Consider the following 25146-nt stretch of genomic DNA (forward strand, 5'->3'; position numbering starts at 1 on the left):
GGACCTCAGGGTGAACAAGGCGAGACTGGGCCAGAAGGTCCTCAAGGTCCACAGGGAATACAGGGACCTCAGGGTGAACAAGGCCCAGCTGGAGGATTGTTGACCTATGCAGATTTTTATGCGCTGATGCCTCCTGATAATGCTGCAACAGTTGCTCCCGGTACAGATGTGGACTTTCCCCAAGATGGACCTACTAGCGGGACTACTATTTTCCGTACTGGTCCCAGCACATTTAACTTGTCTGATATTGGCACATATCAGGTCTTGTTTCAGGTGAGCGTGAGCGAAGCAGGCCAACTGATTTTAACTCTCAATGGCGCTGACCTTGCCTATACAGTTGTCGGTCGAGCGACAGGCACTACTCAGATAGTAGGTGTAGCTCTTGTAGAAACAACATCCATCAATTCAATACTCACTGTGCGAAATCCTGCTGGCAATCCAACGGCACTAACCATCACTCCTCTCGCTGGAGGAACAAGGCCTGTTTCAGCACACCTTACTATTATGCAAATAGCATAATGGAAGTGAGATATCATTGTGAAAGGTACGGCAATCTTAAATTAGCCGTGCCTTTCTGGTATTAGTGCTAGTTTTCCATTGTCTAAAACCAGTTTGCCATCTATTCTTAATGTGGGTTTCATGATTACTCCGTCTAAGTGACTTGCTACCTCTACAGTACCTCCAAAGTTACTGTTATCTCCTAGGGCAATATGTACTGAGCCAGCTATTTTTTCATCTTCCAATATGAAACCAGTAAGCTTTGCTTGTGGGTGGACTCCTAATCCCAGCTCGGCAATATTTCTTGATTTTTCACCGTATTTATCAAGGATTGCTTTTAACTTTTCTGCTGATTTACCTCCAGTAACTTCAACAGCTAATCCATTGTCAACCTTTATATTAATAGGCTCATCAAGGAGACCTACCCCAGCCATTGATCCATCAATAACAATTTGACCCTTGGCCATTCCTTCAACAGGAGCAATATATACTTCCCCAGCAGGCAGATTCCCGAAATCTCCAGGTTTTATGTAAACTCCACCGTCGATTTGACCCACTCTATTTTCTATAGAGAAGGTTAGATCTGTCCCAAGTTCAGAAGTTAAATGGACTTCTTTACCCTTGGTTAAAATATCTTCTAGCTCTGCGCAATCTTTTTGTAATTTGCTATAATCTATTGTAAGGGTTCTTTCAATCATGCCCTCTGTTAGACCCGGCATAGATGCAACCCTTGTACCATTCAAATTGGCCTGTTTCCGGGCTTTGGTATGGGATAGTGACCTAGAGGTTATAAGTATGGCTACATGGGCGTTTTTCATGGCTACAGCGACTACCTCAGGAGGTTCTTCGCCATTGTTGTCTCTGGGAAGAAAATTTATATGCATCGCTTCTGTTTCCAAGTCTTTTGCAGCTTCAAAAAAGCGAAGCCCCAATTCTTGTAAAGGCGTATCAGTAACAATCAAAATCTGTTCTCCATTTTTAACTCCCATACTGTTTTGTAAAGTGAGTATTGCAGCTTCCTTTAAATTCATTCTATCAAAATCCTTTCTTTAAAAGATTTAGGCCTTCTTTTTCCTCTTTCAAAGAGCAAAATGCTTCACTTATAGCTATAATTCTTTCTTCCTTTTTTTGTAGATTTCTAGCAATATCTTTAAATTTAATGTTTCCCTTACCAACTGCCAGATGATTATCTCTTATTCCATCATTATCACTTATATGCAAGTATCTTACTGATTCTCCAAGGACATTGAGCCATGTGCCTATGCTATAATCACTAAACACATTACAGTGTCCTACATCTAAGCAAACTTTGAAGTACTTTGAATTAAGGGTTTCAACCATTCTTTTTAATGGTTCAGGATTTACATCAAATACGTTTTCTAAAACTATAGTTATTTCTTCCCTTTCTAAAATTGGTATGAGCTTTTCCCAAAATAGTAAATTTTCCTTGACCCAATAATCCTGGTACCAAGGTTCGCAGTTGTGAATCTGGCTGAAGTATGTATGTATTACAATCCACTTAGAACCAAAGACTTTTGCAACTTCTACTGCCTGGAGATATCTTTCAAAGGTTAGTTGCTTAATACTTTCATCCATGCTTATAGGATTTAAGTCCATATATGGACCATGGATAGTAATCTCCCCGTTAAAGCTTTTTAAAAGTCCATGATATTCCTTATGTAAAGACTCAATCCCATGGACAAGATTTTCAGGAAATACAAAATCCTGTATTTCCAAAATATCAAATTGGCTACAGCAAAATTCCTTGTTTCCTCTTAGCTTATCTAAAAATATTCTTGTTCCAATTCTCATGGTTGCTCTTAGCTCCTAGTTTTAGTCAATAATTCCTTTTACTTGGCTTGCACATTTATGACACTGCCCATCTTCATAAATTACCTTGGTATTATAGAAGTTCCTCTCTATTAATAAGGCTCCGCAGTCAGGGCAGAAGGTATTACATTTATCAAGCTCTGGTGCATTACCTATATATACATATTGCAGATGTTCTTTGGCAATTTCCCAAGCCTTATCTAAAATACTTAGTGCTGTAGGCTCTATTTCCAGCTTATAATTTGGATAGTAACGAGAAAAATGTAATGGTATTAATGGATCAATGGAAGCCAACCACCTTGCTAGCTCCTTAATTTCATTACTGTCGTCATTTAATCCAGGAATTATAAGGGTGGTAACTTCTAAATGGCGGCCCATTTCCTTAGATAAATAGCAGTTTTCTAGTACAGGTTTCAGCCTTCCTTTAACAATATCCTTATAAAATCCATCTGTAAATCCTTTAACATCAATATTTAATGCATCTATATTGGCTAGAAGCTCCTTAAATGGTTTGGGATTTAAGAAACCATTAGTAACAAGTACATTGACCATTTTTTGTTCCTGAATGAGAGGAGCTGTATCTCGAATAAATTCATACCACATTCCAGGTTCTGAGTATGTATAAGCAACCCCTATGGAATTTTGGTTTACATAATACCTCTTTGAAATTTCCACTACCTCATCAGGTGTGATGTCCTTTCCGGTTTGGGCAGCATGGGCTATCTGCCAGTTTTGACAGAAGTCACAATGTAAGTTACAGCCAAAGGTACCTAGTGACAAGATATTTCTTCCTGGGTGAAAATGATAGAGTGGTTTTTTCTCTATGGGATCCACATTGACCCCTGTAACCTTGCCATAATTCTCACTATATAGCTCACCATCTATATTTTCCCTGACCCTACATTTACCCTTTTTTCCTTCAGGAATATTACAGGAATGGGGGCAGAGGAGGCATAAAACCCTGTTATTTTCTTTTATCTGGGTGTAACTGGCTAAATGCATCAAACTTCACTCTCCAAACAAAGTAAATACTAGCGGCAGTAGTCATCGGGCAATACAACGTTAATAAAATCTATCTACCTTAAATCTGTATATTATGTAATCTTCATCTTGACTTATCTCTGCCTTGCTAAGGGTAATTTCAAGCTGCTTTTCAACAGTATCAACGCCTTCTAAATTTGGTAAAAGAACTCCTGATCTTCCTTTACTTTTTACAATTATCCCATAGTTCATAGGGTCAAGTTGATCTGTTGACTTAACCTTTTCTGGCTTTGATAATACATCAACAGAAATAACTATCTCATCTAATTCATCTCTTTTAACTGGCAAAAATCTTGGATCTCTAACCCCAGCACTAACACTATTTTCGATTATTTCTTGCGCTAACATAGTTCTAACAGGTTCAATAGTTCCTATGCAACCTCGCAAATGACCATTTTTTTTCAAGGATACAAAGCATGACTTCTTTTGCTTTAAACTTTCAGGTATTTCATCTGGAATCGATAAGTAATTTCCGGTTTCTAAAAAGTATGTGAGACTTTCCCTTGCAAGCTGAACTTGTAGAGATTCATTTTCTCTTGTTCCAGCTATGCTTTTATTTTTTTCAGCGCTCCATTCCTTAATAGAAGATGTGCCACTTTTTTCAATATTAAGTACTGAAACTAGATAACCGACACCAAAAGGGCCTTCGTAGTTAAAGAGAATCGGAGTAACTTTGTAGCTATCTAAAGCTCCTGCAAGCATAATTAATGACCTCAAACCACATTCTCCAGCCTTCTCCACAAGCTCCTCATCAATGTCAAGAAATTCAATTAGGTTCTCCGTCTTGACAATTTCCCCTATTCTTAGGTCAAAATCTTTACCTGCTGGATCATATCCTGCAGGTGCTGTTTTTGTTAAGCGGTGTGATAAATCTGCACTGGCAATTATTGCTACGTTAAAATCCTTATCATGCACCACTTCTTCTATCAACATTCCAAATCTATAGAGCTCTACATTATCTAATAGTGCCATTGATATTACTACTAAAGGTACTTCAACGCCTTCCTTTAGTATAAAATCAAGGGGCACTAATACTCCATGATCTAAATCCTTCTTGAGACCGTATTTATTGGCGTTATTCTCATTAACCTCTACCATGGAATAGCCATTTTCTTCAGCTTTTTTTACAATTTCCTGCTGCAATTCTTTATGATTAATAAATTCGTATCCATTGCTTTTTACTCCAAAGCTAGAAAAGTCACCCTTTAGCTTTGTACTGCCTTGAATTGCTATAGCATCCTGAAAAAGATTGCCATGAGGAGTAATGATAATTATTAGGTCAGGTTTAGAATCCTTGACCTCTTTTGCCCATTTTTTCATTGCTGCAATAGTCTTTTCCGCATCCTGATTTTGTCCACCACCAACCTCATCAATAATTATAGGGGGATGAGGCGCAATGCCTGCAAAGACAAAATTGCCCACAAATATCACATCCTTTTTGATTTTTATATACTCATGTAAGAAAATGGTATAATGAAGCGAACCATTAAATTGAGTTGTGCAATTATTGGTTTATGGAGGCAAAAAAGGCGTTATGGTTTGCTTGTATGAGCGAAGCGAGTTTGCAAAGCATAGGCTTTTTTGCTGGAATAAATCTTAGAATTGCTAAAACTTAATTTCCGGGTGAACGAAGTTATGCTGTTTTCTATTCACTCAACATTCTTGTTGACATACACTACCTCTGTCTTTTCCATGGACTCTTCGATTAGTTGCTCAATTTGGAGTTTTTCTTCAGCTTCTACTACCTTGTGAAGTTTTGGTTTGGTTGCTGGGTTTTCTGGTAAAAATATTGTGCAACAGTCCTCATAGGGTTGAATTGATGTTTCATAAGTGTTAATTCTTTTAGCCATATCTATTATTTCAATTTTATCCATGGTGACTAATGGCCTAAGGACAGGTAACGAAACCACCTCATTTATCACACTCATACTTTCTAACGTTTGGCTTGCAACTTGTCCGAGATTTTCTCCTGTTATTAGTGCAAGGGCTGTTTCCCTTTCTGCTATTTTTGCTGCGATCCTAAACATCATTCTTCGCATTATTGTTACATAGAGCTCTCTAGGGCAATCCTCTTTGATTGCCTTTTGAATTTCTGTAAAATGGTTTATGTAAACCTTTATAAAGCCCTTATATGTTGTCAGTTCACCCACCAAATCCAATACTTTCTGTTTAGCACGTTCACTAGTAAATGGGTAGCTGTGAAAATGTAATCCAACTATTTCTACTCCTCTTTTCATACTGAGCCAGCCAGCAACAGGGCTATCAATGCCCCCGGATATAAGAAGTATGGCCCTACCAGTCACACCTACAGGTAATCCCCCGTTGCCAGGATAACCCTGGGTATAGATAAATGACCCTTCTGGTCTAACTTCTACATATATCTGGGCATCAGGCTTATGAACATCTACTGTCCAATCCTCTGTGTTAATTAAAAGATGGGCTCCAACCTCTCTACTAATTTCAGGACTAGTAATGGGAAAAGCTTTATTGGGACGTTTTGTGTTAACTTTAAATGTTTTTCCTGGGGACTTCGTTAACAATATCAGAGCGGCATCCTTTATTTCCTGTAGGTCTAAACTTACAGATATGGCAGGGCAAATTGATGTTATTCCAAATACCTTCCTCACTTTATTTATAATTTCTTCATCTATTTCCGGCACTTCTATAAGTAATCTACCATATATTTTTTTAACTTTACTACCCTTAGTATCATTAAGGATAACCTTCAAATTGCTTATCAATTTGTCCTCAAATCTAAATCTATTTTTCCCCTTCAGGGCAATTTCACCATATTTCACTAAAAGAATTTTGTTCATCTTCTTACCTCCTTAAAATGTACGGTAACACACCTCGATTACAACTGTCTTAATTCTTTTACTCTTTTTTCAATAATAGCTGCTGCCTGTTCCATTTCATGCTCCTGATTTTGATGCCCTATACTTAGTCTTATTGCTCCATATAAAGCCTCATTTTTTGCTCCTATTGCCTTTAATACATGACTAGGCTTGGGATGGCGGGAATGACATGCGGAACCAGTTGATACAAAAAGTCCATCCTCTTCACACATATGTAATAAAACTTCTGCCTTGTCCACACCTTGGAACCATACATTTATGATTGGAGTATGATAGTCTTCTGGTTGTCCATTAAAATGGACCCCTGAAATTTTCTTTAAACCATTTAATAAACTGTTTTTTAGCTGTATGATTTTTGAATTACCATGGCCTTTAATTATTTTTGCAGCTTCTCCAAGACCCACAATTCCTTGAACATTTTCTGTGCCAGACCTTTTGCCAGCTTCTTGTTCTCCACCTACTATCAGAGCTGGGATATTTAGCTTATCATTAATGTATAAAGCACCAATTCCCTTTGGGCCATGTATTTTGTGTCCACTTAATGACAATAAGTCAATGCCCCACTTTTCAGGCCATATATCTAATTTACAAAAGCTTTGTATGGCATCAACATGAAATAATGCCTTGCTTTCTCTTAGAATCTTTCCTATATCCTCAATGGGCATAATAGATCCAACTTCATTATTAACATGCATAATGCTTATAAGGATAGTCTCTTCTTTAAGTAATCCTTTTAGATCCTCGAGAGAAATTACACCTTTATCATTAACAGGCAGGTAAGTTACTTCAAACCCTTCTTCTTCTAGTTCCTTAAAAGAATGTAGAACTGATGCATGCTCAATTTTTGTAGTAATTAAGTGATTTCCCCTCTTTTTATATCTTCTTGCAGTTGACTTAATAGCCCAGTTATTTGCCTCTGTCCCACCTGAACAAAAGTATATTGAAGAAGATCCAGTCTTTAAAATATCACCTAAAGTACTTCTTGTTTTTTTCAGTTCTTTCTCAGATTCAAAACCCTTTCTATGTAAAGAAGATGGATTGCCATAGTTCTTCAGCATAGCTTCTGTCATTCTATCAACTATCTGTGGTAAAACTTGTGTTGTAGCACTATTATCTAAATATATTTCCTTTTGCATAATAACCCCTTCCAGCACCTTTTCTCTTATTATAATACACTTTTTTGGTCAATCTTAGCAATTCGGTTAAATAGTGATATAAAGTACTATATACGTAAAAAACAGTTACTTCAAATAAGTAACTGTTTATATATTATCTAGCTATAGATAGCTGACCCGCCTAAGTTTACTGGCTAGCCATGAACTTTAATATTCCTTTATAGATTGCTTCAGCTAGCTTATCTTGATACGTAGGGTCAATTAATTTTTTTTCTTCCTGGGGATTTGATAAAAAACCTACCTCTATAATACAAGCAGGCAAATCTAACTGGTCAAGTAGGTACGAAGAATTTATAGTTAAAATCTCTCTTTTAGTATTTGTAGTTGCTTTAAGCTCTTCTTGAATATATCTTGCAAGGATTTCATTAGCTTCGCTTTTTGGGTTGTAAAAAGTTTGTGCCCCAGACCACTCAGAACCAAAACTGTTCACATGTATACTTACAACGATGCTAGCATTTTTCTGCTCTGCCTCTTTAATGCGGTTATCAAGATCTTTCTTTTTCTTTGTTCCAGGTCCAGGAGTTGCAAAATCTTCATCCTCATCTCTAAGAAGAACTACTAGAGCCCCCTCTTTACTTAGTTTTTTTGCCAATCTTTCTGCTATTTCTAAGGTAATCACCTTTTCATCAGTTCCAAGAGGTCCTTTAGCTCCTGGGTCATAACCTCCGTGTCCAGGATCAATACCAATTACTTTTGTTTCAATTGCCCAAGTCATGGCATCAAGAGTTCTAGTCTCAATAAGTGCCGTAAGGTAAAAATATGTGAGCATAAGTACCGCTAATAAAACAATGGCAATACTCATTAGCGTATATCTTAGTTTAAATACATAAAAACCAGTAGGTTTAAACAGCATAAAAAACCTCTCCTTCCTAGATTAAATCTATGCCGGAGAGGTTTTGCTTATTACTTTTTTTTAGCTTTCATTAACCAGCTGTTTTTCTTCTGTATCGGTTCCACCTTTTAATGAAGATAACAACATTGAATAAAGTCTTTCCTCTTCACCGGAAATCTTCTTGAGCATTGCAGACGTTTGATGTATCAAGCTATTATCTCCACTTTTTGTAATAGCATTGAAATTACAAGTTACTTCCTTCCATAATTCTGCAATCCTTTCTGCCTTATCAACAGCACCTATTGTCTCTAATTCTGGAACAATCCTAGTGGCCTTTGCGAGATATTTAGCAAACAGGCTTCGATAAGCAGTACCATCATCTGCACTATCTAAGACTCTATAACAGTACATAGCACTCCATTTCCAGTCTTTAGCTTCTTCCTGCCAACGACCTAAATCCTGAGCAAACATATGAATTCCAGATACCCCTGAGTATACGTTGTTCTCAGATAACATATGGTGTGCTAGTTTATATAATGAGTTGCGGATACTACTTCCGTCTATTTCTATACCTTTATCCTCAACTACAAGCCAACGATTCCTTTGATCAGATGGATTATTATACATAGCATATGCCAAATCCTCAATTAAGATCTCCTTAGTCTCTTCATATGCTGTATCAGCTACTTTGATTACTCCATAAGTCTCTTTATAGTCTATTGCTATGATAGCATATTCTTCATCTAGATATAAGCTTTCCTTGTTGTATGGCAAACAGCTAGGGTTAACTCCTAGAAGTACTGGCTTTCCTTTGCGTAAGGCAGTCTTTATTTCATCCCACGGGAATTTATCATTACTGCTCCAACTCTGGGAAGAACTATTATTAAATATATTTCTAACATCAAGTTCCCTGGTTATTGAAAATACTCGACTTGGTGTCGATGGATTATTTTTTATGTATCGAAAATCTAGACCCTGCCCACAACCAAATACCAATTCTTCTTCTAAACATTCTTTATCCCCCGACATATAAAGGGCCATGGTTGCTGCCATATTATGCTTTCTAGGTAATATGACATTATTTATGTGTTCGCATAACATGTTAAAGGCCTCCTTTTTTGAATATTTAGAAGATTTATAGTATTGTATATTTCCTTACGCAATACACAGTGATTTCTTGAGATTCTCTCCTGATTTTATTATATGCTATCTATAAGACCACTTCTAAGGTTTTTCGATAAACGGTAGAAAACAACCTGTAGATGGTAAAATAGAGGCGTTGTATGGGAGTGAAAATCAAAAAAGAGGAGTATGTATAAATATACTCCTCTTCTACTATTATCTTTTTGAGAATTGTGGTGCTTTACGGGCTTTCTTCAAGCCGTACTTTCTTCTTTCTTTCATTCTTGGGTCACGGGTTAGATATCCATTTCTCTTTAGTGAAGGTCTATAACCGCCATCTGCTATTAAAAGAGCTCTAGCAATACCCATTCTGATAGCTCCCGCCTGTCCTGTTGAGCCTCCACCTTCAACCTTTGCTTTAACATCAAATTTTCCCAAGGTTTCAGTCACATCGAAAGGTTGTCTAATAATCATTTTCAGAGTTTCTTTATCAAAATACTCATCAATGTCTCTACTGTTAACTGTTATTTTTCCGTCTCCAGGAATTAGATATACCCTAGCTACTGAATTTTTTCTTCTGCCTGTTCCGTAAAATTGTACCTGTGCCATATTAGTCCTCCTTTCTATGCTCCCCAGATTTCTGGCTTTTGAGCTTCATGTGGGTGCTCGCTACCTTTATATACTCTAAGTTTAGTTAACATTTGACTTCCTAGCTTATTGTGGGGCAGCATTCCTTTAACTGCCTTTAGAATAACCCTGTCAGGTGTTTTATTAATAAATGTTTGATAATCAATTGATTTTATTCCACCTGGATAACCTGAATGTCTATAGTATCTTTTCTGTGATAATTTATTACCTGTTAAGTGAATTTTTTCTGCATTAATTACAATTACATGATCTCCCACATCCACGTGGGGTGTAAATATTGGTTTATGTTTACCTCTTAGCAATGTTGCTATTTCAGAGGCTAATCTGCCTAGGGTTTTTCCATCAGCATCAATTAGATACCATTTCCTAGCAACTTCGTTAGGCTTAGCCATAAAAGTTTTCATATTGTCCCTCCTTAAACTTGTTTAACTTATATATTTACCAGATTAACGGGGCAGGAAATCTGGATAAATTCTTACCCATGTTATTTTAATAAAATAGTAGTGGCATGTCAAGAGATTCTACGTTACAGAATAAATTTTCCTTTATTTCATAGTCAACCCTAACCAGGCATAATCCCTTTGCAGGAGCTGTAGGGCCTGCCATAGCGCGATCTTTGGCATCAATTATCTCAGGAATATCCAGTAAAGATAATTTTCCTTTGCCAATCAATATTAGAGTACCTGCTATTATTCTAACCATATTGTACAAAAATCCATCTCCATAAATATCTAGAAATACAAAGCTTTTTTGAACTGTTATTTGACATCTCTTAATATTTCTTACAAAATCTTTTTTTGAAGTTTTAGCCACGCAAAAACTTCGAAAATCATGTTCGCCCTGCAATAAGGAAGCTGCTTCAGACATCACTTGAATATCAAGCTTATGAGGTATATGATGGCTCATCTTATTATAAAATATGTGGGGAAATCCCCCTGTATAAATGTGATATCGATACCACTTCCCCTTAGCATCCTTGATGGGATGAAAGTCATTTTGTACTGCTTCTGCCTTATAGACAACTATATCCTCTGGGAGTATTCCATTTAACGCAGTTGGGTATCTATCATGGGGGATGGAACTCTTAGTATAAAAAGAGGCAACCTGTCCCAAGGCACTTACGCCAGCATCTGTTCTTCCGGCACCTAATACTTTTATATCTTCTTTAGTTAAAATTTTTAATGCCTTTTGAAGTTCGTTTTGAATAGTTTTAACATGGGGATATTCTGGTTGAATTTGCCAACCGTTGTACGATTCCCCCAAGTATCCAATAGTCAATTTTACCATTCTCACATCTTTTACCTCATTTATAAAGAATAAAAATTAATTCTACAATTCCTTCTTAGATAATAATTATGATAAGACAATTGTTATATGAAGCGAACCATTATTAATTTTTATTTGCAATTCTTGGTTTGTCCGATGACTATCACCGCTAGCCTTGCATGGGTTCAACTATGTCAACAAGTTGACAAGTTTCACTCCAAGACTCCCATCTTCTAGCCTTGCACTAGTATTTCTACGCATTGCTAAAACACAATGCTAGAACTACGGTCGTAAGTGGGAGATAAGCGGTGCTATGTCCCTGGATAACGGTTTCCCCTAAAGGATTAGCTCAGCTAAACATTTAATCTGCTGATTAAATGAAGTTTCGCTCTATAACCTTCAGATGGAGTAATTCAGTGAAACTTAGTTCAGATGCTTTTTCCTGAACTGTAGTTGAACTAATCCTGTGGGAAACTCCACCTGAAGTCAAGAATCCTGTTTATGAAAGCAAAAAGACGTAATGATTTGCTTGTCTGAGCAAAGCGAGTTTGCAAAGCATAGGCTTTTTTGTTTGAATAAACCCTAGAAATGCTAAAAATAAATTCAAGGTGAGCAGAATATAACAATTCTCTATATGTTTCTCAAAAGAATTATAACTCCTAGATAGAGTAGAATAAGTCCAAAAGCCATATAATCAATAGTTTTATACTTCAACGGGTGTAATCTTGTTCTTCCTTCCTCTCCCCTATAACACCTAGCTTCCATAGCAATTGCTAGGTCCTCTGCCCGCCTAAACGAGCTTATAAATAATGGAACTAAGATGGGAATCAAGTTTTCCAATCTTTCTTTAAAGTTTCCTGAGTAGAAATCCACTCCCCTAGATGATTGCGCTTTGATTATTCTCTCAGTTTCTGAGATAAAGGTTGGAATAAATCTAAGAGCAATGCTTACCATTAATGCTAGTTCACTTGTAGGTACTTTTATTTTTTTTAATGGGGATAATAAATTCTGCAAACCGTCTGTTAATCTTAATGGGGAAGTTGTGGCGGTTAAGATAACTGAAACTCCAATTAAGAGTATTAACCTATAGGCCATAAAAACTCCCCTGTCTAAGCCCTCTCTAGTTATACTGATAGGACCAAGATGATAAATTGCTGTTCCAGGAGTAAAGAAGAGGTGTATTATAAATGTAAATACTATTATAATAATTAGTGGCTTCATACCCCTAACTAGATAGGTAAATGAAAGCTGAGAAACCAAACATATATAGCCATATACACCACTTATCCACAATAACGCCCAATAGTTATCTATTAAGAACAATGAAATTATCACAGATAGTGAAAATAATATCTTAACTCTAGGATCTAATCTATGAATAAGAGAGTTACCAACATAATAATTACCAATAGAAATTCCTTTAATCATGATTATTCTCTTTCTTTTTTTCCCAAATACTTAGGATATCTTCTTCTAGCTTTTCCCAGGTTATAGTTCCAGCAGACATACTCCAACCTCGCATTTTTAACAATCTTGAAATATAAAATGGATCTGTAGAGGGGATTTTAATATGGACTAGAGTATCCTCCTGAGACAAAACATCCTCTGGCTTTCCATCAAGAATAATTTTTCCATGGTTCATTACTGTTACCCTAGATGCATATTCTGCAATGTCCTCCAGATCATGGGTAATCATAATTATCGTTCTGCCAGATTGGTTAAGATCTTTAATCAATTTTAAAATCTCATCTTTTCCCTTTGGGTCTAAACCTGCAGTAGGTTCATCTAGTATAAGTATTTCTGGTTCTGTTATTAGAGTACATGCTAAGGCAATTCTTCTTTTTTGCCCTCCACTTATTTTCAGAGGAGATACATCTTTGTACTGCTCATAAGGCAGACCAACTTCATCCATAACCTTTTTTAGCCTAATCTCTATGTCTGTCAATGATATTCCCATTTTTTTTGGGCCAAAGCATATATCCTTCTCAATAGTCTCTTCGAATAATTGATCCTCAGGAAATTGAAATAAAAACCCTACCCTTTTCCTAATTTGCTGCAAGCTCTTCCCCTTGTAGTCTATTTCTTTACCATTTATAAGTAGTTTTCCTTGAGTAGGCCTTAATAGACCATTTATATGCTGAACTAAAGTAGATTTACCCGATCCTGTCGGACCAGTTATGCAAATATATTCTCCCTCATTAATACTAAGGTTAATATTGTCAATTGCCATTTGCGGGTTCTTTTGATGTGGATCGTATAAATAGCTTACGTTTTCAAATTTAATGTGCATAGTTCTTCCACCAGTTCGTTATAATTACTAATCCCTTGGGATAATGGTATTCCCTTTTGTTCAAGTGTATGAGCAAGTCTAGTTATCCTTGGAAGTTTTAACCCTATTTTTGATAGTTTCTCAGGATTAGAAAAAACAAATTTCGGAGTGCTATTGCTGATAACTCTACCCTCATCCATAAGTATGATTCTATTCGCTCTGGCAGCTTCTCCCATATCATGGGTAATGTGTATTATGCCTAATGAATGGTCACTATTAAGTTGCTCTATTGTATTAAGAATCTCACTTTTCCCACTTTTATCAAGCATACTTGTTGCTTCATCTAATATAATATATTTTGGTTTCATAGCCAAAACAGCTGCAATTGCTAATCTTTGCTTCTGACCACCTGAGAGGTTGCTAGGAGCCTTATACCTAAGGTCCTCAAGACTTACAATTTTTAGAGTACTATCAATAATACTATTTATTTCCTGGGTTTCAATTCCGAGGTTTTCAGGACCAAAAGCTATTTCTTCTTCAACTGAGGAAGCTATTAACTGATTCTCTGGATTTTGAAACACCATACCCACCTTGCTTCTCACCAGCCATCTGTCATCTCTAGTGTCCATTCCATCTATTGTGATACTACCCATTGATGGCAGCAAAAGAGAATTAATTAACTTGGCAAAAGTTGATTTTCCGGACCCATTTGGACCAACCACAGCTACATATTCACCCTGAACAAACTCTAATGTAACATTATCTACAACGTTTTTTGAGTCTGGGGAATAACTAAAAGAAACCCCTTCTAACTTTATCATCACCTATCTCCTTACCTTTGGTTAAATCTAACAATTATAAGTGTCAATGTGAATAACCCTAAATATATTTTACCCGATGACTACCACCGCTATTTACAAGTGGGAGAAAAGCGGTGCTACATCCCTGGATAACGGTTTCTAACCTTCAATTGGAGTATAAAACTCCATTGAAGCCAAGAATCCTGTTAATAGAAATTCTTTTCGAGTGGCGGAAATAGCCCGTAATGATTTGCACTGTTTGATTCAAAGCGAGTTTGCAAAGCATAGGGTTTTTGACATAACGAGTTATAGAATTACTAAAATTTATTTCTGGGTTTGGAACATGACATTTTAAATGTATTTAGTAGCGCAAAAAAGCCGGCTAATTACCGACTAAATAAGAAGAAGTTAAAAGTGAGAAGTTAGAAATGGGATATAAGTCCCAAATCTTACATCTCACTTCCCATTATACCAACTCTACTACTACCATTAAAGCTGCATCCCCACGACGAAAACCCTTCTTCATTATGCGAGTGTAGCCTCCCTGTCGGTCCTTGTATTTTTCTGCCAACTCAGTAAATAGTTTGGTAACTACATCCTCATCATTCAAAAAAGCTAACGCCTGACGTCTAGCATGCAAATCGCCTCTTTTGCCTAGGGTTATCATTTTTTCGGCTTCTTTTACCAAGACCTTGGCTCTAGCTTCAGTGGTTTCAATTTTTTCTGCTCTTAACAGAGAAGTAACTATATTTTTAATAACTGCTTTACGATGCTCAGCAGTCATTCCGAGTTTACCACTGGCCATTATACAACCCTCCTTTACTCGATCAGTCTTCTGATTTTCTTAAAAATAAGCTCAATTCATCAAGCTTATTATTTACTTCCTCTAAGGATTTTCTCCCCATGTTTCTTACCTTCATCATATCTTCCTGCGTTCTCTGAATGAGCTCTTCAACAGTATTTATACCTGCACGCTTAAGGCAGTTATATGAACGTACTGACAAATCGAGTTCTTCTATAGTCATCTCAAGAACTTTGTCTTTCTTTTCTTCTTCTTTTTCTACCATAGTAACTTCATCGCTAATTTCTTCTGTTAGGCCCATAAACAATTTTAAGTGATCACTAAGAATTCTAGCTGAAGAACTGACAGCTTCATCTGGTGCTATGCTTCCATCTGTCCAGATTTCAAATGTCAATTGATCGAAATCATTTCTAGGACCCACCCGAGTGTTTCCTACTTGGAAGTTAGCTTTTGTTACTGGTGAAAAAATGGAGTCTACAGGGATAACCCCTATCACATGTTCTTCCTTTTTATTCTTTTCAGAAGGAACATAACCACGACCTTTTTCTATGGTCATTTCCATAAATAGACGGCCATTCTTATCCAAAGTTGCAATCTGCATCTCAGGATTTAAAATGACTACATCTGAATCAACAGTAATATCACCTGCAGTTATGTCTCCTTCGCCTTCCATTTCTATTCTAACTGTCTTTGGTTCATCACAAAGCAACTTAATACACAGTCTCTTTAAATTCAGGATAATATCAGTTGTATCTTCAATTACACCTGGTATGGTAGAAAACTCATGCAGTACACCTTCAATTTTAATTGAAGTAACCGCTGCCCCTGGTAGAGAAGAGAGCAAAATCCTACGTAGCGAATTACCAAGGGTAATACCATAACCCCTTTCCAAAGGTTCCACAACAAACTTTGCATAGCGATTGTCTTCGTTTTTTTCTACAATTTCTATTTTTGGTTTTTCGATTTCTAACAAAATTGACCCTCCTTCTCACAACCTGGACACAACAGTTGGTTTGTTTCTTTACCTATCTGGAATATAACTCTACAATCAAGTGTTCTTCTAATGGTAAGTCTATATCCTCACGACTAGGCATTGCTACAACTCGGCCTCTAAGGTTTTCTTTATCTGCCTCTAACCAGGCTGGAGAAGTTTTATGCATAGCAGCTTCGGCTATATCCTTAAATTTAGGACTTGCTTTGCTCTTTTCCCTAATACCAACTTCATCTCCAACCTTCAACAAATAAGAAGGAATGTCAACTTTCTTATTATTAACTGTCACATGGCCATGGCGAACCAACTGTCTGGCTTCAGGTCTTGATCCAGCTAACCCTAATCTATATATTACATTATCCAAGCGCCTCTCTAATAGACGCACTAAGTTCTCACCAGTGATGCCTTTTTGCCTATCAGCTTCATGGAAATAGTTCCTGAATTGCTTTTCTAATACTCCATAAAATCTACGTGCTTTTTGTTTTTCTCTTAACTGTAACCCATACTCAGAGAACTTCTTTCTGCGTTGGCCATGTTGCCCTGGTGCATATGCTCTTTTTACAATGCCGCATTTATCAGTATAACAACGATCCCCTTTTAGGAATAGCTTCATACCTTCCTTACGGCATAGTCTACATACTGCTTCCGTATATCTAGCCACTTATAAACACCTCCTTATACCCTTCTACGTTTAGGTGGTCTACATCCATTATGGGGAATAGGTGTAACATCCCTAATTATATTTACTTCTAATCCAGCAGCCTGTAATGATCTAATTGCAGCTTCTCTTCCGGCACCAGGTCCTTTTACTGTACACTCACATTCCCTTAAGCCATGTTCCATAGCTTCTTTAGCAGCTGCTTCTGCAGCTATTTGTGCAGCAAATGGAGTGCTTTTACGGGAACCTTTAAATCCTACTGACCCTGCACTAGCCCATGAAATAGCATTTCCACTCTTGTCTGTAATTGTAATAATTGTGTTATTAAACGTTGACTGAACATGGGCTATTCCATTTTCAATATTCTTTCGATCTCTTCTTCTGGTACGAGTTGTCCTTCTAGCCAAGTAACCTTCCCCCTTTCTACTTTTTACGTTTTGCTCCTACAGTTCTTTTAGGACCTTTACGAGTTCTTGCATTTGTTTTAGTTTTTTGTCCTCTAACTGGTAAACCTCTACGATGACGAATGCCTCTATAACATCCTATTTCAATTAGTCTTTTAATGTTCAAAGCAATTTCTCGTCTTAAATCACCTTCAACAGCATGACCCTTTTCAATAGATTCTCTTAATTTATTTGCTTCTGCATCAGTTAAATCTTTGACTCTGGTTTGTGGATCTATGCCCACTTCTTCCACGATCTTTTGTGCAGTTACGCGACCTATACCATAAATATAAGTTAGTGCAATTGCCACCCTTTTATCTCGTGGTAAATCAACACCGGAGATCCTTGCCATAATTACACCTCCAATCCAAGTTATCCTTGCTTCTGCTTGTGCTTTGGATTTTCACAAATAACCATTACTATACCTTTACGTCTAATTATCTTGCACTTTTCGCAGATAGGTTTTACAGATGGTTTAACCTTCACTGCAATCCCTCCTAAGTCAGAAGTCAGAAGTCAGAATTCAGAATTCAGAATAAAAGCTTCCTACTTCTTACATCTTACCTCTTGCTTCCTGTTTATTTAAATCGATATGTTATCCGTCCCCTAGTAAGATCATAGGGTGATAACTCAACTGTAACTTTATCCCCAGGCAATATTCTAATAAAGTTCATACGTATCTTTCCTGATACATGTGCCAATACCTTATGCCCATTATCCAATTTTACATTAAACATTCCATTTGGTAGAGGCTCCATTACGGTACCCTCAACTTCGATTGCATCCTGTTTGGACATTACCTCATCTTACCCCCTTTTATGTGGGAAGTATTTATCTGGATTCTACTAAATCATTTAAATACTTTCTCACTTCTTCATTAGTAGAAACTAATCCAGCTTGGATATTTTTCACAAACCCGCTGGCAACCTTTGAAGTCATGTGTAGATGCTTTAGCTTCTTCTTTTTAGGATTTTCAACTTTCCGATGATATCCATCAACAATGGTAACATATTGATCATCAATGATACTATTTATTAATAGATAAGATCCTTTATCCCTACCAGCTAAAGATTCTACAACCCGACCAACCTTAACCTCGGTCACTTGAACACCTCCGGAATGAACCCTATAGTTTTGTCAAAATCTCAGGCCCATCTTCAGTAACTGCAACAGTATGTTCAAAATGTGCAGAAGGTTTTCTGTCCTTGGTAACTACCGTCCAGTTGTCTTCTAAAGTTTCTACCTCATGGGTCCCCATGTTTACCATTGGTTCAATGGCCAAAGTAACTCCAGCATGTAACCTAGGTCCACGACCAGGCTTTCCAAAGTTAGGCACTTGTGGTTCTTCATGCATATTTTTCCCTATGCCATGACCTACATAGTCCCTAACAACTGAATAACCTTTGTTTTCAACAAAGCTCTGGACAGCATGGGATATATCAGTAATCCTGTTGTTGGTTACGACCTTTTCAATTCCTTTTGCTAGTGATTCCTCTGTAACATTTAATAGTCTTTTTAATTCTTCATCTATATCCCCAACAGGATTTGTCCGCGCAGCATCACCACAATACCCATTAATAACTGCTCCAATGTCAATACTAACAATATCACCATTTTTCAGTTTTTTTAAACCAGGTATTCCATGAACAACTTCTTCATTTATTGATGCACAAATGCTTGCTGGAAAGCCTTTGTATCCTTTAAAAGCTGGCTTTGCACCTTCAGCAATTATTATATTCTCTGCTAAAGTATCCAGTTCCTGTGTAGTCATCTCAGGCTTTATAGCATTAGAAAGCTCTTCATGAGCTTTAGCCACAACCCGGCCTGCATCTCTCATATATACCAGTTCCCTGTCAGACTTTAGAATGATCATTACCATTTTCTCCCTATACTTTGCCCTACAGCTTTAAAAACTGTTCCCATATCTTGATTACCATTAATCTCTTTTAACAAGCCCTTATCTTTGTAGAAGTTTATTAGTGGCTCTGTGTTTTTCAAATAGACCTTTAGTCGATTTTCCACAGTATCTTTTTTATCATCATCTCTCTGATAAACTTCACCCTGACATTTGTCACATACATCTGTAACTTTTGGTGGTGCGTATAGCGAATGATATGTTGTACCACATTGCTTACAGACCCTTCTTCCAGTCAATCTAGAGATTAAATCTTCTTGGGGTACAGTAATATAGATTACAGCATCAAGCTCCTGATTAATATCCTCGAGGAGCTTATCTAATGCTTGTGCTTGTGGAACAGTTCTAGGGAAACCATCTAGCATAAAACCTGGCTGGCAATCATCTGCAAGAAGCCTTTCTTTAACAATTCCAATGGTAACTTCATCAGGAACCAATTCTCCCTTATCCATATACTCCTTAGCCTTTTTGCCTAGATCTGTACCTTCTTTTATAGCAAGTCTAAACATATCACCAGTAGATATATGTGGAATATCCAACTCTTCTACTAAACGTTCCCCTTGAGTACCTTTTCCAGCACCTGGAGGGCCCATCAAAATAATTCTCATGGTTTTTTACCTCCCTGTGACCTATTTCATAAACCCTTGATAGTGACGCATCATTAATTGAGACTCTATTTGTTTCATGGTTTCTAATGCAACACCCACAACAATTAGTAATCCAGTACCACCAAACGCAATGTTTAAACCTGTTATGCCCATAATAAAGTTTGGCATCAATGCAATAAATGCAAGGAACAGGGCTCCTGCTAAAGTAATTCTAGTTAATACTCTATCAATATATTCTGTAGTAGGCCTACCAGGACGAAGTCCTGGAATAAATCCACCATACTTTTTCATATTATCTGCAACATCCTGAGGATTAAAAGTAACTGCAGTATAGAAATAAGTGAAGAATATAATAAACATAGCATACATTATCATATATGGTATTGATGTAAAGTTAAATACACCTAATACCCATTGAGCAAAACCACTTTGCGGAAACCACTGAGCTATTGTTGATGGAAAGAGCAGTATTGACATTGCAAATATTACTGGAATAACACCTGCTTGGTTAACTTTCAAAGGAATATGAGTGCTTTGTCCTCCATATACCTTTCTTCCAACAACACGCTTAGCATATTGAACTGGTATTCTTCTTTGTCCTTCGTGTATATACACTATTCCTGCTATTATCAGTAAAGCCATGATTAGAAATATTATAATTGTGATAATACTGGCTTCACCAGTTATCACATAATTGTATAGTGTCACAATACCGCCTGGTATGCCAGAAACAATACCTGCAAAAATAATCAAGGATATACCGTTTCCAATACCCTTTTCTGTTATAAGCTCACCTAACCACATCAAAAATGCTGTGCCTGCTGTTAAGGATATAGTAACTACAGCATAGCTTGGCAATGATGGGTCTACAAGAATACCACTTCTTCCAAAAAATACTGACATGCCTCCAGCCTGGATAAAACCGAGGATCACAGTACCATACCGGGTAAATTGAACAATTTTCTTTCTGCCTTCTTCACCCTCTTTTGCTAGCCTTTCAAGATAAGGTACAACTACCGTTAGCAACTGCATAATAATTGATGCGTTTATATAAGGCATGATACCCATGGCAAACACAGTCACATTACTTAATGCGCCACCTGATATAACGTCCATAAAACCAAATATAGAACCACTACCAAGCATTTCTTTGAAAGCAACCGTGTCAACACCAGGAACTGGTATATGAGCCCCAAATCTGAAAATTAAAAACATCATTAGGGTAAATATTATTTTTGTTCTTAAATCCTTTGCTTTCCATGCACTTTGTAACGTTTCTAACATTTATACCACCTCAACAGTTCCGCCAGCAGCTGTAATTTTTTCTTGAGCTGTATGACTAAAAGCATGTGCTTTTACTGTAAGAGCTTTAGTGATTTCGCCATTTCCAAGGATTTTAACTCCATCCCTGGTTTTCTTTATGATCCCTTTTTCCAACATTAACTCTGGAGTAACTACAACACCCTCATCAAATACATTTAATGAATCGAGACTTACAATAACAATATCTTTTCTAAAGATATTTGTAAACCCTCTTTTGGGTAATCTTCTGATAAGAGGCATTTGGCCACCTTCAAAACCAGGTCTTACTCCTCCGCCTGAACGTGATTTCTGTCCTCCATGTCCCCTGCCTGAAGTCTTTCCCAAGCCAGAGCCCATACCTCTACCTCTACGAGTTCTAGTTTTTTTGGATCCTTCACCAGGTTTCAAATCATGAATTCTCATCCTTTACACCCCCTATGCTTCAATTTCTTCTACAGAAACAAGGTGATCTACCTTCTTTACTTTACCGCGTATATCTGGAGTATCAACTTGAGTTACAGTACTGTTTAATTTACCTAGCCCCAAAGCCTCTACGGTTCTTTTTTGTCTTTCAGTAGAGCCTATAGGACTTTTAACAAGGGTAATTTTTAATTTTGCCACTAAAAATACCTCCTACCCTAACAATTCTTCAACTGTTTTTCCACGTAATTTTGCCACATCTTCTACTTTCTTTAGGGTTTTTAGACCCTCTAGTGTAGCATAGACAATATTATTTGCATTAGCTGAGCCAAGAGATTTAGTTAAAATATCCTTGATGCCAGCTAATTCAAGAACAGGTCTTACAGAACCACCAGCAATTACTCCTGTACCTTCTGAAGCTGGCTTTAAAAGTACTCTTCCTGCTCCAAAACGACCTATAATCTCATGCGGTATTGAAGTTCCAACAATAGGAACATCTATCATGTTCTTTTTAGCATCTTCAATGCCTTTACGAATTGCCTCTGGAACTTCTCCTGCTTTTCCTAAGCCGGCGCCAACACGACCCTTGCCATCTCCAACAACTACTAAAGCACTAAAACTGAAACGACGTCCACCTTTAACAACCTTAGCAACCCGGCTTATATTAACCACTTTTTCGGATAATTCCATGTCCCTGTGGTCAATTCTATTCATAATTTTCCTCCTTCATGGTTAAAATTCCAATCCAACTTCCCGGGCACCTTCTGCCACGGCTGCGACTCTCCCATGGTAGATGTAACCGCCTCTGTCATATACAACTTGCTTGATACCCCTTTCAATCGCTCTTTGAGCAACAAGCTTGCCAATAACTTTTGCAGTTTCCTTTTTATTTAAGTCTTTTATTTCATCTTGAATATCCTTTTCTAAGCTAGAAGCTGCTACCACTGTTTTGCCAACTGTATCATCAATAATTTGGGCATAAATCTGACAATTACTACGAAAAATGTTTAGTCTTGGCCTTTCACTGGTACCAGTTAATCGGGATCTCAAGCGTCTGTGCTTCTTTTTGCGAGTAGCATTTCGCTCATATATTTTATACACAAATTTCACTCCTTTCCCAAAAGAAACTAGACACTAACTTATTTGCTGCCAGCTTTACCAGCTTTTCTGCGAATTTTTTCATCTGAATATTTGATTCCTTTGCCTTTATATGGTTCAGGCTCTCTTACTGCTCTTACTTTAGCTGCAAACTGTCCAACAACCTCTTTATCATAGCCACTAATGATTATTAGATTTTGTTTAGCACCTACTTCAACTTTAAGCCCATTATCAGGAACCATTTCAACGGGGTGTGAGTATCCAACATTAAGAACAAGCTTACTGCCTTGCATAGCCGCTCTGTAACCAACTCCCACCAACTCTAACTTCTTTTCGTAACCCTTTGTTACACCTTCCACCATATTGTTTACAAGAGCTCGTGTAAGTCCATGTAATGCACGATGTTTCTTCTGATCACTAGGTCTTGTAACTACAATGGCTGTTTCTTCTACGGCTACGTTTATTTCTGGATGAAGGTCCCTTTCAAGTGTTCCTTTGGGCCCTTTTACTGTAATCTTATTATCAACTAATTTTACATCAACACCAGATGGAATATCTACTGGTTTTTTTCCTATCCTTGACATGTAAACACCTCCATTCTAGCAACTACCAAATATAGCAAATAACTTCTCCACCCACCATATCTCTTCTTGCTTCCTTATCTGTCATAATTCCTTTAGATGTCGATATTATCGCTATTCCTAAGCCTCCCAGAACCTTTGGTATTTCGTCTCTTCTCGCGTATACTCTTAGTCCTGGCTTACTAATTCTTTTTAAACCACTAATTACTTTTTCTCTATTTGGAGTATATTTCAAATAGACTCTAATGATCCCTTGTTTACCATCCTCAATGTATTCATAATCCTTGATGAAACCTTCCTTTTTGAGGATTTCACTCATGTTTTTTTTCACATTAGAAGCTGGAATTTCAACTGTTTCCTTCATGACATTGTTCGCATTTCTTACTCTTGTTAAATAGTCAGCAATAGGATCAGTCATTACCATGTTTCAGCACCCCCTTTTAGTACTCTCTTTACCAACTAGCTTTGGTTATACCAGGGATTTCACCCCTGTAAGCTCTTTCTCTAAAACATATACGGCACATACCAAACTTGCGCATATATCCACGAGGTCTACCACAAATTTTACAACGATTATATGCTCTAGCGCTAAACTTAGCTTTTCTGCTTTGCTTGGCAATCATGGATTTTTTTGCCATTAATTTACCTCCTTAAAAATTACCTTAGTGTTCTTTAAAGGGCATACCCATTAATTTTAAAAGTTCTCTAGCCTCTTCATCAGTCTTAGCAGAGGTAACAAAAACTATATTCATTCCTCTAACCTTATCTACTTTATCATAATCTATTTCAGGGAAAATTATTTGCTCTTTAAGCCCTAAGGTATAATTACCTCTACCATCAAATGCTTTTGCTGATATACCTCTAAAGTCCCTAACACGTGGTAGAGTTGCATTAACTAGTCTATCCAAAAATTCATACATTCTATTTCCTCTTAAAGTCACTTTACAACCAATAGGCATACCTTCTCTTAACTTAAAGGCAGCTATGGATTTTTTTGCCTTTGTAATGATTGGCTTTTGTCCAGATATAGTCTGTAAATCTTGTACCGCACCATCTAGTACTTTTGGATTTTGGGTTGCTTCTCCAATGCCCATGTTAATTATGATTTTCTCTAGGCGAGGAATTTCCATAACGTTTTTATAACCCATTTTATCCTTTAAAGCTACTACTACATTTTCCTGATAGTATTCTTTCAGTCTGGCCATTAAACCTACCTCCTTTCCAAAACAACTCTATTTATCAGCAGGACCTCCACACTTCTTACACACTCTGATCTTTTTGTCACCCTCAATTATTGTCCCAGTTCTTACAGGCCTCTTGCACTTGGAACAATAGTACATCACATTTGAAGCATGGATAGCAGATTCTTGTTCTATAATTCCACCATTTGAAATCTTCTTAGTAGGTCTGGTATGGCGTTTAACAATGCCTGCACCTTCTACTACAACTTTATTAGACTTTGGCAGAACTTCTAATACTTTTCCTGTTTTACCGGAATCTTTCCCAGCAATAACCATTACCTTATCACCTTTTTTGACATGTACCTTTTTAGGTGTTGCCATAAAGTCACCTCCATTACCTGCTTAAACTTTAATATCCTATAAAACCTCAGGGGCTAAGGATACAATTTTCATATAATCCTTATCTCTCAGTTCTCTGGCAACGGGACCAAAAATCCTTGTTCCCCGGGGGTCTCCGTTATCATTTATAATGACAGCTGCATTTTCACTAAATCTAATATACGTTCCATCTTTACGCCTTATGGGTTTTTTAGTCCGAACTACAACAGCCCTTATAACTTCTCCTTTTTTGACAACGCCCCCTGGTGTAGATTCCTTAACCGCACAAATAATTATGTCACCAATAGAAGCATAACGTCTACCAGATCCACCTATTACTTTAATACACATCAGGCGTTTAGCACCAGTATTGTCTCCAACTTTTAGCATTGTTTGGACTTGTATCATAATACTACCCCCTTCCCAATAAACC

At 37.2% G+C, this 25146-nt stretch carries 36 protein-coding genes; 1 reads left to right on the plus strand and 35 read right to left on the minus strand.

Going from position 1 to position 25146, the window contains the following annotated elements:
- Positions 1-519, plus strand: a 519-nt coding sequence (locus APF76_01430) for a hypothetical protein (protein ID KUO49103.1), incomplete at its 5' end; no start/stop codon positions are given.
- Between the two features lie 41 nt (positions 520-560).
- Here the strand turns inward: APF76_01430 and APF76_01435 are convergent.
- The 35 genes from APF76_01435 to APF76_01605 all read right to left on the minus strand — a co-directional run bounded on the left by APF76_01435 (position 561) and on the right by APF76_01605 (position 25121).
- Entirely contained in the window at positions 561-1529 is a 969-nt protein-coding gene (locus APF76_01435; protein ID KUO49104.1) for a leucyl aminopeptidase, read from the minus strand.
- Positions 1530-1533: 4 nt separating this feature from the next.
- Positions 1534-2310 (minus strand): hypothetical protein, encoded by a 777-nt coding sequence (locus APF76_01440; protein ID KUO49105.1) that lies wholly within the window; start codon positions 2308-2310, stop codon positions 1534-1536.
- Positions 2311-2331: 21 nt separating this feature from the next.
- A complete protein-coding gene (locus tag APF76_01445) occupies positions 2332-3330 on the minus strand; it encodes a radical SAM protein (GenBank protein KUO49106.1) in 999 nt (332 codons plus the stop codon).
- Positions 3331-3390: 60 nt separating this feature from the next.
- Entirely contained in the window at positions 3391-4791 is a 1401-nt protein-coding gene (locus APF76_01450) for a hypothetical protein (GenBank protein ID KUO49107.1), read from the minus strand.
- 227 nt (positions 4792-5018) lie between these two features.
- Positions 5019-6185 carry a thiamine biosynthesis protein ThiI gene (locus tag APF76_01455; GenBank protein ID KUO49108.1) on the minus strand — a complete coding sequence of 389 codons (1167 nt, stop codon included), beginning with the start codon at positions 6183-6185 and terminating at the stop codon, positions 5019-5021.
- A gap of 38 nt (positions 6186-6223) precedes the next feature.
- Positions 6224-7360 (minus strand): hypothetical protein, encoded by a 1137-nt coding sequence (locus APF76_01460; protein ID KUO49109.1) that lies wholly within the window; start codon positions 7358-7360, stop codon positions 6224-6226.
- Between the two features lie 166 nt (positions 7361-7526).
- On the minus strand, positions 7527-8252 hold the full coding sequence (locus APF76_01465) for a hypothetical protein (GenBank protein ID KUO49110.1): 726 nt from the start codon (positions 8250-8252) through the stop codon (positions 7527-7529).
- 60 nt (positions 8253-8312) lie between these two features.
- Positions 8313-9332, minus strand: a complete 1020-nt coding sequence (locus APF76_01470; protein KUO49111.1) for a hypothetical protein — start codon at positions 9330-9332, stop codon at positions 8313-8315.
- Between the two features lie 237 nt (positions 9333-9569).
- The gene (locus APF76_01475; GenBank protein KUO49112.1) at positions 9570-9962 is read right to left on the minus strand and encodes a 30S ribosomal protein S9; all 393 of its coding nucleotides are present in this window, start codon (positions 9960-9962) and stop codon (positions 9570-9572) included.
- A 14-nt stretch (positions 9963-9976) separates the two neighbouring features.
- A complete protein-coding gene (locus tag APF76_01480) occupies positions 9977-10405 on the minus strand; it encodes a 50S ribosomal protein L13 (protein KUO49113.1) in 429 nt (142 codons plus the stop codon).
- Positions 10406-10490: 85 nt separating this feature from the next.
- Positions 10491-11294, minus strand: a complete 804-nt coding sequence (locus APF76_01485; GenBank protein KUO49114.1) for a hypothetical protein — start codon at positions 11292-11294, stop codon at positions 10491-10493.
- Between the two features lie 603 nt (positions 11295-11897).
- Complete coding sequence (locus APF76_01490) at positions 11898-12695, minus strand: transporter (protein KUO49115.1); 798 nt, start codon at positions 12693-12695, stop codon at positions 11898-11900.
- Positions 12688-13557: a hypothetical protein gene (locus APF76_01495; protein ID KUO49116.1), complete on the minus strand. Its 870-nt coding sequence runs from the start codon at positions 13555-13557 to the stop codon at positions 12688-12690. The genes APF76_01490 and APF76_01495 overlap by 8 nt, the downstream gene beginning before the upstream one ends.
- Positions 13533-14357, minus strand: a complete 825-nt coding sequence (locus APF76_01500) for an energy-coupling factor transporter ATPase (GenBank protein ID KUO49117.1) — start codon at positions 14355-14357, stop codon at positions 13533-13535. The genes APF76_01495 and APF76_01500 overlap by 25 nt, the downstream gene beginning before the upstream one ends.
- A 445-nt stretch (positions 14358-14802) precedes the next feature.
- Complete coding sequence (locus APF76_01505; protein ID KUO49118.1) at positions 14803-15141, minus strand: 50S ribosomal protein L17; 339 nt, start codon at positions 15139-15141, stop codon at positions 14803-14805.
- Positions 15142-15163: 22 nt separating this feature from the next.
- Positions 15164-16111 (minus strand): DNA-directed RNA polymerase subunit alpha, encoded by a 948-nt coding sequence (locus APF76_01510; GenBank protein KUO49119.1) that lies wholly within the window; start codon positions 16109-16111, stop codon positions 15164-15166.
- 52 nt (positions 16112-16163) lie between these two features.
- Positions 16164-16790 carry a 30S ribosomal protein S4 gene (locus tag APF76_01515; protein ID KUO49120.1) on the minus strand — a complete coding sequence of 209 codons (627 nt, stop codon included), beginning with the start codon at positions 16788-16790 and terminating at the stop codon, positions 16164-16166.
- A gap of 14 nt (positions 16791-16804) precedes the next feature.
- A complete protein-coding gene (locus tag APF76_01520; GenBank protein ID KUO49121.1) occupies positions 16805-17194 on the minus strand; it encodes a 30S ribosomal protein S11 in 390 nt (129 codons plus the stop codon).
- Positions 17195-17210: 16 nt separating this feature from the next.
- Complete coding sequence (locus APF76_01525) at positions 17211-17582, minus strand: 30S ribosomal protein S13 (GenBank protein KUO49122.1); 372 nt, start codon at positions 17580-17582, stop codon at positions 17211-17213.
- A 20-nt stretch (positions 17583-17602) separates the two neighbouring features.
- Complete coding sequence (gene rpmJ / locus APF76_01530) at positions 17603-17716, minus strand: 50S ribosomal protein L36 (GenBank protein ID KUO49123.1); 114 nt, start codon at positions 17714-17716, stop codon at positions 17603-17605.
- 92 nt (positions 17717-17808) lie between these two features.
- Positions 17809-18027 (minus strand): translation initiation factor IF-1, encoded by a 219-nt coding sequence (gene infA, locus APF76_01535; protein KUO49124.1) that lies wholly within the window; start codon positions 18025-18027, stop codon positions 17809-17811.
- A 34-nt stretch (positions 18028-18061) separates the two neighbouring features.
- On the minus strand, positions 18062-18334 hold the full coding sequence (locus APF76_01540; GenBank protein KUO49125.1) for a hypothetical protein: 273 nt from the start codon (positions 18332-18334) through the stop codon (positions 18062-18064).
- A gap of 22 nt (positions 18335-18356) precedes the next feature.
- Positions 18357-19103 (minus strand): methionine aminopeptidase, encoded by a 747-nt coding sequence (locus tag APF76_01545; GenBank protein KUO49126.1) that lies wholly within the window; start codon positions 19101-19103, stop codon positions 18357-18359.
- On the minus strand, positions 19103-19753 hold the full coding sequence (locus APF76_01550; protein KUO49127.1) for an adenylate kinase: 651 nt from the start codon (positions 19751-19753) through the stop codon (positions 19103-19105). The genes APF76_01545 and APF76_01550 overlap by 1 nt, the downstream gene beginning before the upstream one ends.
- Positions 19754-19774: 21 nt before the next feature.
- A complete protein-coding gene (locus APF76_01555) occupies positions 19775-21037 on the minus strand; it encodes a preprotein translocase subunit SecY (GenBank protein KUO49128.1) in 1263 nt (420 codons plus the stop codon).
- Positions 21038-21478, minus strand: a complete 441-nt coding sequence (locus tag APF76_01560) for a 50S ribosomal protein L15 (GenBank protein KUO49129.1) — start codon at positions 21476-21478, stop codon at positions 21038-21040.
- Positions 21479-21490: 12 nt separating this feature from the next.
- Positions 21491-21676, minus strand: a complete 186-nt coding sequence (locus tag APF76_01565; GenBank protein ID KUO49130.1) for a 50S ribosomal protein L30 — start codon at positions 21674-21676, stop codon at positions 21491-21493.
- Between the two features lie 12 nt (positions 21677-21688).
- Positions 21689-22189 (minus strand): 30S ribosomal protein S5, encoded by a 501-nt coding sequence (locus tag APF76_01570; protein ID KUO49131.1) that lies wholly within the window; start codon positions 22187-22189, stop codon positions 21689-21691.
- A gap of 18 nt (positions 22190-22207) precedes the next feature.
- On the minus strand, positions 22208-22576 hold the full coding sequence (locus tag APF76_01575; GenBank protein KUO49132.1) for a 50S ribosomal protein L18: 369 nt from the start codon (positions 22574-22576) through the stop codon (positions 22208-22210).
- Positions 22577-22614: 38 nt separating this feature from the next.
- Positions 22615-23157, minus strand: a complete 543-nt coding sequence (locus tag APF76_01580; GenBank protein ID KUO49133.1) for a 50S ribosomal protein L6 — start codon at positions 23155-23157, stop codon at positions 22615-22617.
- Positions 23158-23179: 22 nt separating this feature from the next.
- The gene (locus tag APF76_01585; GenBank protein KUO49134.1) at positions 23180-23578 is read right to left on the minus strand and encodes a 30S ribosomal protein S8; all 399 of its coding nucleotides are present in this window, start codon (positions 23576-23578) and stop codon (positions 23180-23182) included.
- Positions 23579-23606: 28 nt separating this feature from the next.
- Positions 23607-23792, minus strand: a complete 186-nt coding sequence (locus APF76_01590) for a hypothetical protein (protein ID KUO49135.1) — start codon at positions 23790-23792, stop codon at positions 23607-23609.
- Positions 23793-23816: 24 nt separating this feature from the next.
- The gene (locus APF76_01595) at positions 23817-24359 is read right to left on the minus strand and encodes a 50S ribosomal protein L5 (GenBank protein KUO49136.1); all 543 of its coding nucleotides are present in this window, start codon (positions 24357-24359) and stop codon (positions 23817-23819) included.
- A gap of 27 nt (positions 24360-24386) precedes the next feature.
- On the minus strand, positions 24387-24716 hold the full coding sequence (locus tag APF76_01600; GenBank protein ID KUO49137.1) for a 50S ribosomal protein L24: 330 nt from the start codon (positions 24714-24716) through the stop codon (positions 24387-24389).
- A 36-nt stretch (positions 24717-24752) separates the two neighbouring features.
- Entirely contained in the window at positions 24753-25121 is a 369-nt protein-coding gene (locus tag APF76_01605) for a 50S ribosomal protein L14 (GenBank protein KUO49138.1), read from the minus strand.
- Positions 25122-25146: the final 25 nt, after the last annotated feature.

The sequence above is a fragment of the Desulfitibacter sp. BRH_c19 genome, from assembly GCA_001515945.1.
Taxonomy (GTDB): domain Bacteria; phylum Bacillota; class DSM-16504; order Desulfitibacterales; family Desulfitibacteraceae; genus Desulfitibacter.